This window comes from Maribacter antarcticus DSM 21422 (assembly GCF_000621125.1).
Classification (GTDB): domain Bacteria; phylum Bacteroidota; class Bacteroidia; order Flavobacteriales; family Flavobacteriaceae; genus Maribacter; species Maribacter antarcticus.
Window position 1 is genome coordinate 822687 of record NZ_KK211214.1, and the last position, 12955, is coordinate 835641.

The 12955-nt window shown below is 40.2% G+C and carries 12 protein-coding genes; 8 read left to right on the forward strand and 4 right to left on the reverse strand.

Annotation, left to right across the window (positions count from 1 at the left end; all coding sequences use genetic code 11):
* Positions 1-14: 14 nt before the first annotated feature.
* Positions 15-923, reverse strand: coding sequence for an aldose epimerase family protein (locus Q360_RS0120130; RefSeq protein ID WP_027078690.1), 909 nt, complete (start codon positions 921-923; stop codon positions 15-17).
* A gap of 109 nt (positions 924-1032) precedes the next feature.
* On the opposite strand from Q360_RS0120130, the gene Q360_RS0120135 reads away from it, so the two are divergent.
* Genes Q360_RS0120135 through Q360_RS0120145 form a run of 3 tightly spaced genes read left to right on the forward strand, consistent with a single transcriptional unit; the run spans position 1033 to position 3587 of the window.
* Positions 1033-1575 (forward strand): RNA polymerase sigma factor, encoded by a 543-nt coding sequence (locus Q360_RS0120135; protein WP_027078691.1) that lies wholly within the window; start codon positions 1033-1035, stop codon positions 1573-1575.
* Positions 1559-2134 carry a hypothetical protein gene (locus Q360_RS0120140; RefSeq protein WP_027078692.1) on the forward strand — a complete coding sequence of 192 codons (576 nt, stop codon included), beginning with the start codon at positions 1559-1561 and terminating at the stop codon, positions 2132-2134. Before Q360_RS0120135 ends, Q360_RS0120140 begins: the two co-directional genes overlap by 17 nt.
* A complete protein-coding gene (locus tag Q360_RS0120145; RefSeq protein ID WP_027078693.1) occupies positions 2106-3587 on the forward strand; it encodes a hypothetical protein in 1482 nt (493 codons plus the stop codon). The genes Q360_RS0120140 and Q360_RS0120145 overlap by 29 nt, the downstream gene beginning before the upstream one ends.
* A 59-nt stretch (positions 3588-3646) precedes the next feature.
* Here Q360_RS0120145 and msrA read toward each other — a convergent pair whose 3' ends face one another.
* A complete protein-coding gene (gene msrA / locus Q360_RS0120150) occupies positions 3647-4345 on the reverse strand; it encodes a peptide-methionine (S)-S-oxide reductase MsrA (protein ID WP_027078694.1) in 699 nt (232 codons plus the stop codon).
* Between the two features lie 101 nt (positions 4346-4446).
* Here msrA and Q360_RS0120155 point away from each other — a divergent pair, with 101 nt between their 5' ends.
* Both Q360_RS0120155 and Q360_RS0120160 read left to right on the forward strand, forming a co-directional pair.
* Positions 4447-5133, forward strand: a complete 687-nt coding sequence (locus Q360_RS0120155) for a peptidoglycan DD-metalloendopeptidase family protein (protein WP_027078695.1) — start codon at positions 4447-4449, stop codon at positions 5131-5133.
* A gap of 179 nt (positions 5134-5312) precedes the next feature.
* Complete coding sequence (locus tag Q360_RS0120160) at positions 5313-5549, forward strand: hypothetical protein (RefSeq protein ID WP_027078696.1); 237 nt, start codon at positions 5313-5315, stop codon at positions 5547-5549.
* 185 nt (positions 5550-5734) lie between these two features.
* On the opposite strand, the gene Q360_RS0120165 is transcribed toward Q360_RS0120160, so the two are convergent.
* Positions 5735-8212 carry a TonB-dependent receptor domain-containing protein gene (locus Q360_RS0120165; protein ID WP_027078697.1) on the reverse strand — a complete coding sequence of 826 codons (2478 nt, stop codon included), beginning with the start codon at positions 8210-8212 and terminating at the stop codon, positions 5735-5737.
* Between the two features lie 317 nt (positions 8213-8529).
* Between Q360_RS0120165 and Q360_RS0120170 the strand changes: the two genes are divergently transcribed.
* On the forward strand, positions 8530-8784 hold the full coding sequence (locus Q360_RS0120170) for a hypothetical protein (RefSeq protein ID WP_027078698.1): 255 nt from the start codon (positions 8530-8532) through the stop codon (positions 8782-8784).
* A 20-nt stretch (positions 8785-8804) separates the two neighbouring features.
* Here the strand turns inward: Q360_RS0120170 and Q360_RS0120175 are convergent, their stop codons facing one another.
* Positions 8805-9500, reverse strand: a complete 696-nt coding sequence (locus Q360_RS0120175) for an arylesterase (RefSeq protein ID WP_027078699.1) — start codon at positions 9498-9500, stop codon at positions 8805-8807.
* Positions 9501-9561: 61 nt separating this feature from the next.
* Here Q360_RS0120175 and Q360_RS0120180 point away from each other — a divergent pair, with 61 nt between their 5' ends.
* Together Q360_RS0120180 and Q360_RS0120185 are read left to right on the forward strand one after the other, a co-directional pair.
* Entirely contained in the window at positions 9562-10251 is a 690-nt protein-coding gene (locus Q360_RS0120180) for an ABC transporter ATP-binding protein (RefSeq protein ID WP_027078700.1), read from the forward strand.
* 47 nt (positions 10252-10298) lie between these two features.
* Positions 10299-12797, forward strand: a complete 2499-nt coding sequence (locus tag Q360_RS0120185) for an ABC transporter permease (protein WP_036196413.1) — start codon at positions 10299-10301, stop codon at positions 12795-12797.
* Positions 12798-12955: the final 158 nt, after the last annotated feature.

The following is a 12955-nucleotide window of genomic DNA, read 5'->3' on the forward strand; positions in this document are numbered from 1 at the left end:
AATCGAATTCATTTCTAAGGTACTAAATCAAACTTAAAGATGGTAATGTTGTTGTAGGTTTCGCCCGGTCTTAACACACTGTTTGGAAAGTCAGGTTGATTAGGTGCATCGGGATAGTTTTGTGTCTCAAAGCAAATTCCTGGAAAATCCAAAGGCGTATACACCACAAGCGCAGGTTGATTTGTGTATACTTTCATGGAAATACCCGATCTAGCAGAATTAAGTTCTGCAACTTTTTCACTACCTAAATCTTTAACAAATACAGTATCCAATCGTTTAATGCCAATAGGTTTTGGTAATAAAAAATTATTGTCCGTAGCCCTTACAGGAATTATATTCCCCGTAGGCAATAGGTTTTCCTTTAATTCTAGATAATACGGGCAATTGAGTTGTAGTTCGTAATCGTCTACATACGGACTCCCATCTATTTTAAAATAGGAATGGTTGGTAAGGTTGACTGTAGTGCTGCGGTCGGTTACCGCCTCATGAATAATCTGTAAGGTATTATTTACTAGTTTGTACGTAATGTTTGCTGCTAGGTTTCCGGGATAGCCTTCTTCCAAATGTTTACTGCGATAGGATAGCGTTACAAAGGGATCGTCGGTGTGATGTACCTCTTCAATATTCCACGTTTTCTGGTTAAAACCTTCTTTACCGCCATGAAGATGTACACCGTCCTCTTGATGTATAAAGAATTTTTCCCTGTCCAGCTCAAAACCTCCGTTAGAAATACGGCCTGCGTAACGTCCCACACAGGCACCAAGGCAGTTTTCGTCTAACTTATACCTGCTGGGGTGGTTGTAACCAACCACGGTGTTCGTATAGTTGCCATCCTTTCCTTTTACCAGTAATTTTTGGATAATGGCACCGTAATCCAGCACAATAAGGGTAATAAACTCGTTGGAAATCGTAACTTGTTTCAAGTGGTATGGTTCTAAGAATCTATGTAAAAATAGAAGAATTTTGTCACAACCATTTTTTTCTTTCGTCCTTTAGATAACAACAACTCAAAAATCAATACCAGACCGGACAATGTTTAAAATTGATGTCGTAGCGAAATGTAAGGCAAACGACCGGAAAGCGCAGCTAAAATTATATGAGCAATACTGTGATGGTATGTATATCGTGGCCATGCGATTTTTACAGAATTCTGATGACGCGGAAGACGCGCTACAAGATGCTTTTATCAGTGCATTTCAAAAAATACATCAGTTTAGCGGTGAGGTTACTTTTGGGGCTTGGTTAAAGCGTATCGTAGTGAACAAATGCATCGATTTTCTAAAGTCCAAAAAACAGGATTTACTTTCCTTAGAAGAACACCATATGCAAGCTGTTGATGATGACGATTGGAGTGTAGGTTCGGAAATCTGTATAGATGAGGTAAAGGGGGCTATCCAGAATTTACCAGGAAAATATAGGTATGTAGTACTCATGTATTTGGTAGAGGGATTTGATCACAAGGAAATTGCGCAGGTTTTGGAGTTGACCGAGACCACTAGCAGAACCCGTTTGTTGCGAGGGAAAGGATATTTAAAATCAGCATTAATAAAGAAAGGCTATGGGACAGGATCTTAGGGAAATGTTCGATCGAGAACGTAAAGAGGCTCGGTTTGCATTAAAGAAAGGACATGATAAACGATTTTCAAATAAGTTGGATAAGGCCTTACCTAGAGCCAAAAAACGCTTTGGTTTACTGAAGATTGCAGCATCGGTATTGGTGCTCTGCGGTCTTGGAATTACGGCTTATGTACAAGTTACAGAGAAGGATAGCATTTCGACTACAGTAGCGAACAAGCAGCAGGAGAATAGTCCTTTTTCGCTAGGCGATTTATCTCCCGATTTAAAAAAGGTGGAAAATTATTATGTCGCAAACATCAACCTAGAGTTTTCAAAATTGGAAGTTTCCGAACATAATAAGGCAGTGGTAGATAGTTTTATGGACCGATTATCTGAGTTGAACGACGAGTATGAATCGCTCACGATAGAATTGAATCAGATGGGCCCCAACGACCAAACTATATCCGCATTAATAGAAAATTTACAATTACGCTTGCAGTTATTACAGAAATTAAAAAAGAAATTAAAGCAATTAAAAACATCAAAAAATGAACAGACCTACAACAATAGCATCTAGGCAACTCATCATTGCACTAGGTTTTTTTGCCATTCCATTTTGCCTTGGAGCACAAAAACAAACGAAGACGTTTACCGAAAGTTTTGAGGTAAAAAAGGATGCCGTTCTGGATATTAATACCAGTTATGCGGATATTGAATTTGAAACATGGGACCAAGATAGGGTTACGGTAACTGCTATATTTGAGCTGGAGGGTGCTACCAAAGAAGAGGCTAAGGATTATTATGACAACGTGCCTATTGAGATTTTAGGGAATAGCAAAAAAGTGTCTATTACCGCTAAATCAGAGCGAATGGGCTTATTCCCTGACCGAGAATTTAATATTGATTTTGAGGATTTTGACATCGATATTCCAGATGTTTCCTCTTTTGTGGTAGAGATGTCTCAAATAGCACCCTTTCCAGAAATACTAGACATGCCACCCTTGCCCATGACGACTGCGTTCCGTTTTGATTATGATGCCTATAAAAAAGATGGAGAAAGGTATATGAAGAAATGGCAGAAAAACTTTGAAAAGAGTTTTGACAAGAAGCATCAAAAAAGACTGGAGGACTGGGGCGAGAAAATGGAAAAGCGCGCGGAGGAATTTGAAGGTCGCATGGAGGAACAGGAGGAAAAAATAGAAGTTTATGAGAAACAAAGAAATAAATTGTTAGAAGCTAGGATAGAAAAGCGCAATCAAAAAATGGAAGCGTATGAAGAAAGAAGAAACGTATTAGTGCAAAAAAGAGAAAAAGTTATTGTGGAGCGTTTGAGAGGACGAGATTCTATCCGCTTTTTTAGAACAGATAGCATAAGGTCCTCTCCAAATACTTTTTACTTTTTATCTGACGGTCGAAACAAAAATTATAAAATAAAAAAGACTATTAAAATAAAACTGCCAAAGACAACACGTATTCAAATGAACGTGCGCCATGGAGAGGTGAAATTAGCAGAGAATACAAACAATCTAAACGCGACATTGTCCCACTCAAGTTTATATGCCAGCAGCATAGACGGCGGGGATACCAAGGTATTCGCCTCTTATTCCCCTGTTAGCGTTCAAAGATGGATCCGGGGGCAACTACAGGCCAATTATTCCAAAAATGTGTCTTTGTCTCAAGTTCTGGACCTACAATTGAACACGACTTCTTCTGATGTAGCTATAGATGAACTTTTGGGAAAAGCCTTTATAAAAAGTGATTTTGGTCCCTTGGTCATAAAATCATTAGGGAATACGTTCGAAGAATTGGACCTATCCTTGAAAAATGCTGAGTTACGGTTGCCGCTGCCCAATAGTCCTACCGCTATATATATTAAAGGAACAAACTCCGAACTAACGACACCTAGCAGTTTACAACTGGTAGCCACAAAAAACGGAAACACTATCATTCATAAGGGAAACCATCTGAAAGGTAATGGTGGTGCTATCATACACATCACATCTGAATATAGTGATGTGGTGATAGAGTAATAGAGACCTTCAGAAATATCCAACTAGGTACGCATGGGTATCAGCAAAAGAATACTCGTTTAATGTGCATCCTTCTTTAGAAAATCCCCAAAGTTCTCTTTAAATCGGTTCAATCTTGGAACAGATACATTACGAACGTACGCGTTGTTCGGATTCTTCCGCTCATAATCCTGATGGTATTCCTCAGCTTTCCAGAATTTTTCAAATTTTGTTACTTCCGTGGTAATGGGATTGCCCTCGTAAATATCCATCTCGCGTGCCACTTGGATATACCCTTCAATTATGTTCTTTTCTTTTTCGTTCTTGTAAAAAGCGATAGACCTATATTGACTGCCACGATCAGGTCCTTGCTGGTTTAAGGTCGTAGGGTCATGTGAGCCAAAAAATACCTGAACCAGTTCGGTAAAGGAGATGATTTCTGGGTCGTAATATACTTCTATAGCCTCGGCATGTCTTGTGATGCCATTCCCTATAATTTTATAATTGGGGTTGTCCTCTATGCCACCAGCGTATCCCGATACAGCTTCCTTGACACCTCTTACACTTTCAAAAATAGCCTCTACACACCAAAAACAACCGCTAGCAAAGTAAGCAGTTTCATAAGTACCGAGTTCTTGGGGACTCAATTTTATAACCTCAGGTGCAGATTCCTGTGCTACTGCCTTGGAATCTGCTGTACTATTTTGTTTTGTGTTGGACTTGCAGCTCGTTACCATTAATAAGGTAAGTGCTAAGAATACTACTTGTGTGTATTTCATTTGTTTTCTATTTCTACCATTTGTAGGCAATTTACAAAGTCCTTACGGTAGAAAGGGTTAAAAAATGTTAAGGAAATGATACGAAGTATTATTTTTACGAAATGGATTCATATACGGAGCTACTATCTTCATTTTCTAAAGACCCAATCTCCATATTGGACGGTAGCATTCTATTCAAAGACTATACGCCTTTGGACCTGTCTATCAATAACATCGAACTAGCCGGACTGGAAATCACGAATCCGGAAACTTGCCAAGACTATATAACTAAGGTGCTGAAACGTAGCAACGGTCGCATAGCCCACGGTGGCTATTTGGAAATGCGAAACCTATATACGGATAAGGCCAGCTTCTCCGATACTCCTTCAGTACAGCGTAACATACATTTAGGAATAGATTACTGGTGTGACGCAGGTACTACAGTATTGGTTCCATTAGCCAGTACAGTGCATAGTTTCAAAAATAATAGTACTAAAGGGGATTATGGTCCAACAATTATTTTGGAGCACCAATTGTACGGACATACCTTTTACACTTTATACGGACATCTATCTTTAGAGTCCATGGAGGGCTTGTATGCTGGAAAGCAGTTTAAAGCAGGTAGTGTATTAGCGAAATTGGGCACACCCGATATAAATGTAAATTATGCACCACACCTACATTTTCAGATAATTCGGGATATGAACGGATATGTAGGAGATTATCCAGGGGTTGCTGCAGCTATTGATTTAGATTATTATAAGAAAAACTGCCCAGATCCCAATGTTTTATTAAAAATAGAATCCTAAACAATCGTTTAAAGACCACTTTTTTCGATATGTAGTTTTTGGTGTTCGTACCGTTTATCGAGCAGATTTTGCACTTCAACAGACCTTCTGTTAGACACCGATTAATATAGGTTGTTCGGCGAACGACCCCCCTACAGAACACACTTGCATGCGTTATAATAGTGTAACAAACGCAAGTCATGAAAACAATAGCTACCATCTTCTTTATCTTCTTCATCGGAATGAACGCACAAGCTCAGAACAATACAACAGCTGTTAAAGTAGAAACTATGGAAATGACTATCGGTATCGAAACTACTACTGTATTGAACTTGGAGAACACTACGGAAGTTGCAAGGCTTTACAAGTTTAAAAATGCTAGAGTAACTAAAGCATTGTCTTTTACTACAAAAAGAAACAAGGCTCAAATGGCTTAGTATAATCAAAACTAAAATATAGGCAAGTGAAGAATTTAATAATAAAAAATATCAAGACCTTTTTTGAGAAATTAATAGTATCAAAATAGCCTACTAGGAAGAGCAAGCTAGTGCCAGTTTATGTAAGGGGAACGGATAGTGTACAAAGATAAATTCCATAACCTATCGGATAATAAACACAGTGTTTAAAACTCTCGCTTACCAAATTCACTTTCTATAAACTTAGATTCGTCCTTATTTTTGTTGAAGGAATAAGACAAGTTTAACAGCACCATATCTACTTCGTAGACATAATTCGTGGTTGTAAAGAATTTTCCAGGTCTAGCCGTTGTGATGCGCTGCTCGTTCGTATTCAATACACCTAGGTCTATTTGTTGCCATTGCAGCGTAGCAACCAGTCTATTATCTAAAAACGATTTTCGGAAGCTAAGGTTGGGAGAGTAAAATTCCGAATCTTCGCCCTGTGCGGTATTTCTAGCAGATAAATAGTTGAAGGTAAATTGTAATGAAGCACTATCAGAGAACCTTAGGGTACTGTTCGCATTTACCGAATAGATAAACGCATTGGTGTTTATGGGCCTATTGTCAAAAGCACCATCTATGGTATTGGAGTAAAAATTAGCGCCAATAAAAGTACTCCAGTTTTTGGAAGCTCGTAATTGGGTGCCTAGTTCTAGCCCTAATGCTTCCCCACGACCAACATTGGAATAAATGCGATTTAGGATGGTATCGTTAAATATAGTGTTTACCCGATTCACTATATTTTTGACGTTTCTATAATATGCTGTTGCGAAAAGCGAATTCCCTCCTTTAAAATTCTTGGTAATTCCCACTTCTACCAAATCTATAAATTCAGGCAGGAGTTCTGGGTCGCCTTGCTCCAAAGTCTCAGAATGTTCCCGTTCTGGAAACGGATTCATCTTAAAGGTAGTGGTCCGTTCTATTCGTTTGCTGTAAGCGGCCTTTATCTTGGTGTTTTTTGAAGTGGTGTATTGTACCGATGCCGAAGGAAAGGGTCGTACAAAATTATAGGTATAGGTGGTATCAATGGTATTATTTCGGTCCCTAAGGTCAAAGTTACGATCCATAGCTTCTATACGCAAGCCGGCGGAATAATCCCATTGATTTTTTTTTCCACTCAGCTGAGCATAGCCGGAATGTATAGTTCTACTCAGGTCTACGGCACTTGAAAATTCGGGTACTAGTTCAAAAAGCCCGGTTGCATTGTTGCGTCTTTCGTATATAAAATCTCCTTCATGATTTAGACTTCGGTATTGGTATCCGGTTTCTAAGGTGCCAAAGGAAAATGGTTTCCATTCGTAATCCAAGGAAAAACGAATTCCGTACAAGGGATTATCATTCGTATTAAACTCGTCCTGTAACATAGTGGTCGTATCCGGAAAGCCTAAATTTTTGTTCGTCGTTGGCCCTCCTAATAAGGTATATTCATATAAGAGGGAAGCGTTTAGTTTTGAGCTATTTGTAAAGCTATGGCCATAATCAAAACTTCCTAAAACAAAATCACCTTTTCGTATGCGTAGATTTTCATTAAAATATTGAAAGGTGTAAAGGGAGTTCCCATTAAGAGCTGGCGTGCTTCCGGTGTTATTAAAGTAGAGGATATCGGCTGTGCGGTCCTTACTTCGTTTCCCACCATAAAATCCTAGGGAATAGTTGTTGCGTTCGTCCGGAGTATAGTCAATCGTAAATCGACCGCTATAATTGAGCTCGTCAAAACTGCGTTCTCCATCTGATGGAAATTGTGTTAGGGTGTCATTGATGATGGTAAATACATCGCCTTCCCGTCTTCCGGCCAGATCATTACGTTGGTAGTTTGCGCCAAAGGCAAAATTCCATTTATCTGTTTTTAGGGTATAGGTGGCATCCAATCCATAGCGTTGTGCTCCTTCGGTATTGCTATAAGATTCTATAGATGGCATTCCTGTCTTTAGATTTACTTGAGCAAATGTGCCGTTGACAGCTCCCTTTTTAGTCAGAATATTAAGTATGCCCGCTTTGCCTTCGGGGTCGTATTTTGCAGAAGGAGCCGTAATGACCTCTACACGTTCCACGGAGTTTGCCGGTAGTTGGTTCAACAAGGTGGTAGGGTTTCCTTGAACTGGTTTGCCATTTAGTAAAACTACAAACCCCGAGGTGCCCCTAACCTGTATTTCTCCCAGGCCGTTCAAACTTACTGACGGAAGATTACGCAGTACATCGGTTGCCGAACCTCCTTGGGCATTTTGGAATTTATTTGCATCGAATACTTGCCTGTCTATTTTATTAATGACCGTCGCACTTTCTGTAGTAACCACCACTTCGTTTAATTGATTGGTTCCGAGAACCAAAGCCATGGTACCCAAGTTTATAAGCGTTTGGTTTGCTGTTACGCTTATATTTTCTATTCGTTTTTTAGTGTAGCCTATAAATGAGACTTCAAGAATATAGGTGCCGTTTTTAATGGTGTTAATTATAAAACTTCCGTCGGATGTAGTAATCACTCCGGTAATTAGGGCCGCGTTGTCTTGATTATATAAGGCAGCTGTGGCATATTCCAGTGGCTCTTGGGTGGCCTTGTCAATTAATTTCCCTGTAATTTGTTGTGCTGAAATACTGCTTAGAGAGAATAGTATTAGAAACAAGGCAATGGAATTGAATTTCATTTTGGTGCTGTAGTGGGTTGGACGTTCTTAAATCTAAGGTATAAAAGTATAGCCAAAAAGGGGGATACTCGCTCTTGACGATTGTTTAAAATAAATTTTACCTGGTCTAATTGATATATTTGTAGGAAAAATATTAATAAATCGATGAAGTGTACTATTATATCGATAAAAGTAAAGCAAGTTTGTAGGAATTTTGATATCTAAAAGGGTTGTTCATCGAATAGTTTGAATTTCAACGGTAAAACATGACCTTTGGTCGAAAGGGGAAATGTATAATAGGGTAGTGGCGAGTTATATAGAAACAAAATCACCTACCAATGCGTAAACTATTCTTTATTGCTTTTATCATTTCTACAGGTAGCCTAGTTCAGGCACAGGATGTACATAATAGCTCCAAGTCTGTTCAACTAAAAGTGAACACTACTTCGATTTCCATCATAAATGTGCTAGAACAACCTACGCTACCAAACAGAAAGGCAACAACACTCGTCGGAATTTTTGTCATGAAAAATTCAAGGGTCAAACGCGCTTTGAGCTTTAAAGTGAAAACAAAGAAGCCTAAATTAGTCTAATATGATAATGTACGTAACCATCAGTTTTCTAGTACTAGGGATTGCAATACGTTCCAAACGGTCTTTGCAACAATTTTCTGGCCTTCAGCCGTTGGGTGTATACCATCTTCCAAGTTTAGTTCCGGTACGCCAGCAACACCTTGCAGTAAGAACGGTATCAGTGCAACATCGTTTGCCGTAGCCAGTTCGGGATACATATTCTTAAAATCCGCAGTATAGTCTCTACCTAGATTCGGTGGAATCTGCATGCCAGCCAACACGATTTTCGTTTGTGGGTTTTTTGCACGTACCATATCGATGATGGCTTGTAAATTAGCACGAGTTTCTGTAAGTGGAATACCGCGAAGGCCATCATTTGCGCCTAGTTCCAGTACAAAAATATCCACGGCTTGGTTCAGTACCCAATCCAGTCGGTTACGTCCGCCAGCAGTTGTTTCTCCGCTAAGACCAGAATTTATCACGGTATAATCCAGCCCCAAAGAATCCATTTTAAGTTGTATCCTGTTGGGAAAACCTTCTTCGGTATCCAAACCGTACGCAGCGGTTAGGCTATTTCCAAAAAAGAGCAGCACCTTATCGCCTTCGGTTACTGTTTCGTAAGAAGTTGTTGTTTCTGTTTTAACGACATCTTCTGTCGTTGCTTTCTTTGGTTTTTCTCCACAGTTCCACAATACTAATAGTATCAAAAAATAACGAAACTTTAATACTTTGCCCATAGTCATCTACCCTTTAAATTGAAATCATTTCGTTATTTTGTCAGCTTGACCGAAATGACATATGACAAAGATATTAAACGTAAGCAAGCTTAGGAAAACCTATAGCAGTGGTTCCAAAAATTTAACGGTTCTTGAGGACATTTCCTTCAGTATAGACGCTGGTGATACCTTCGCCATCGTGGGCCCGTCCGGAAGTGGAAAGACCACACTTTTAGGTCTTTGTGCGGGACTAGACCGTTCGGATGACGGTATCGTAAGCCTTTGTGGGGAAGATTTAAGCGCTTTAAATGAGGACGAGCGTGCTTTTTTACGTAACCAGAAAGTGGGTTTTATTTTTCAGGATTTTCAATTACTATCGACACTTACGGCTTTGGAGAACGTAAGCGTACCCTTAGAGCTTCAGGGCGCTACCAATGCCGCTGAGGTAGCTATGGAACTGTTGCAAAAAGTAGGTTTAGGAAATCGTCACGATCATTATCCATCCCAGTTATCAGGAGGGGAACAACAACGTGTTGCTTTGGCAAGGGCTTTTTCTACTAAACCCGAAATTTTGTTTGCGGACGAACCCACAGGGAATTTAGATGAGGAAACAGGGGAGAAGGTCATTAAACTACTGTTCGACCTGAACAAGGAAGCGGGCACGACGCTCGTTATTGTAACCCACGACCTGGATTTGGCCCGACGCAACAACCACGTCTTACGATTGAAAGGTGGAAAAATTAGTGCTAACGAAACTACCGCAGTATCTTGAATAGTATAAAAAAACAAAACAAAGCTCCTTTTAGCTGGTTGCTAAAAATGGCGTGGAGAGATGGTAAAGCCAGTGGAAAACGATTGCTATTGTTTATGGCCTCAATTATTCTGGGTATTGCGGCCGTCGTTTCCATACAATCGTTTAGTCAGAATTTAGAGGAGAACATCGGCCTACAATCCAAAGCCTTGATGGGAGCGGATTTTCTAATTGATAGCAATCAGCCCGCGAACGAGCGGGTAGTGCAACTCATAGATTCGCTTGGTGGTTCGGATGCGATGGAAGTGAAATTCGCTTCAATGGCCGCTTTTTCTAAAAACAGCGCCACTAAATTCGTCCAAGTTCGAGGTGTTCAAGGTAGATTTCCTTTTTATGGAGAACTGGAAACAGCTCCAAAAGATGCTGCAAAAACCTATTTAGAAAAGGGAGGCGCTTTGGTAGATGCCACGGTCATGCTCCAATTTGGATTAAAACCCGGCGATAGTGTAACGCTAGGCACTACGCGTTTTCCAATTATTGGCTCTTTAATCACCGCACCCGGAAGCACAGGAATAGGAACCTCCGTAGCACCACCTATTATGGTGCCCTACCGTTTTATGGAAGGGAGCGGACTCTTGGAAAAGGGGAGTCGATTACAATATGCCTATTACTTCAATAATCCCAATGCCGATTTAAAGGCCTTGGATGAAACCGTAGCTCCACAACTAGATGCCGAGAACGCGGATATGGATACGCATACGTCTACCAGCGAACGCTTGGGCAGGCGTTATAATAATGTAGGTCGCTTTTTGAACCTCGTCGCTTTCATTGCCCTTTTATTGGGCTGTGTAGGTATTGCCAGTTCTGTTCATATATACATTAAAGAAAAATTACGGGCGGTTGCGGTTCTAAAATGTTTGGGCGCTAGCAGAAAACAGACCTTCTTTATTTTCTTGATTCAGATAGCGGGGATGGGACTTATTGGAGGAATCATTGGAACCCTACTAGGCTTAGTATTACAACAATCATTTCCTTTGATATTACAGGAATTTTTACCTTTTGAGGTTGTTATTGGAACCTCGGTACAGGCGATTGCTGTCGGACTATTATTAGGCATTTTTATGTCGGTCTTGTTTGCGTTGTCACCCTTGATTAATACTTGGTATGTGTCGCCCTTGCAGGTATTGCGCGTGCAGGAAAACCTAGGCTCCAAATCCAGACCCGCACAGATAGGGGTCATTGTGGCCATAGTTCTCTTTATTTTTCTTTTTGCCTTTTGGCTTTTGAATAATTTCCGCTATGCCGTAGGTTTTGTTTTGGGTATTGCTGTTACTTTTACAGTGTTGGGTGGCGTTGCGCTTTTGTTCATGCGGCTGGTAAAACGCTTTTTTCCGAAGTCTTGGAGTTTTTCTGCACGGCAGAGTTTGTTGAACTTGTTCAGACCCAACAACCAGACCGCTGTGCTCATTTTAGCGATAGGCATAGGTACCTTCCTGATCAGTACCTTGTATTTTACGAAGGATTTTTTATTGTCCAAAGTAAGCTTGGAAAGCAGTGAACAAACACCTAACATTATTCTTTTTGATGTGCAGACGAACCAAAAGGAAGCCGTTGCCCAGACCATTACGCCAAACGGATTGCCCATCTTGGACAACATTCCTATTATAACCATGCGTTTGCAAAAAATAAAGGACCGCAGTGTAAACGATATTAGGACCGACAGCACAAGCACCATTCGCGGTTGGATATTAAGTCATGAATTCCGGGTTACGTACCGGGATTCCCTCATAGCCTCCGAACAATTACTAGATGGCAAGTGGAACGCTGAGGTCTTACCCAATCGTCCTGTGCCCATTTCCTTATCGGATAACGTGGCTGCGGATGCTCAAGTAGTCGTGGGCGATACCTTACAGTTTAATGTACAAGGGATGCTGATGGAAACCGTTGTGGCCAGTATTCGTAAAGTGGATTGGGGACGCATGCAGCTCAATTTTTCCATTGTTTTTCCAACAGGTGTTTTGGAAAAAGCACCTCAATTTCATGTACTAAGTACGCATGCGCCGGACAAGGCAGCATCGGCTTCCTTGCAGCGAGAACTAGTGCAAAAATTCCCCAACGTATCGGTGTTGGACTTACGGCAAGTGCTAAAGCTTGTAGAAGGTATATTAGACAAAATTTCTTGGGTCATTAGTTTTATGGCTTTCTTTAGTATCATTACCGGTATTATTGTGCTCATAGGTTCTGTACGAAATAGCAAATACCAGCGTATTCGAGAAAGCGTATTGTTGCGAACCTTAGGTGCAAAAAGTAGTCAAATACTAAAAATCACGGCCTTTGAATATTTGTATTTAGGTATTTTAGGAAGCAGTGTAGGTATTTTATTGTCCCTTCTAGGGAGTCAGTTATTGGCCTATTTTGTCTTTGATACCGCCTTTGTGCCGTCATGGGTGCCCTTTTTGGTGGTTCTGCCGGGAATTACCGTGCTTGTACTTGCTATAGGGCTTTCTAATAGTAGGAGTGTACTGAATAGTCCTCCATTGCAGGTGTTGCGAAAGGAAGGGAAGTAGAGTAGGATTGCTTTTTTTAAAGAATAACTACAAAGCATCTAGTATCTTAGGTTTTATAAGTTGGGTATAAGTACTACCAATATTCAATCATTATACTGGTTTTTGAAGGTTTTAGTATTTTTTTAATTTTACCTAAAACCTGAGGTTTTAATTATAAA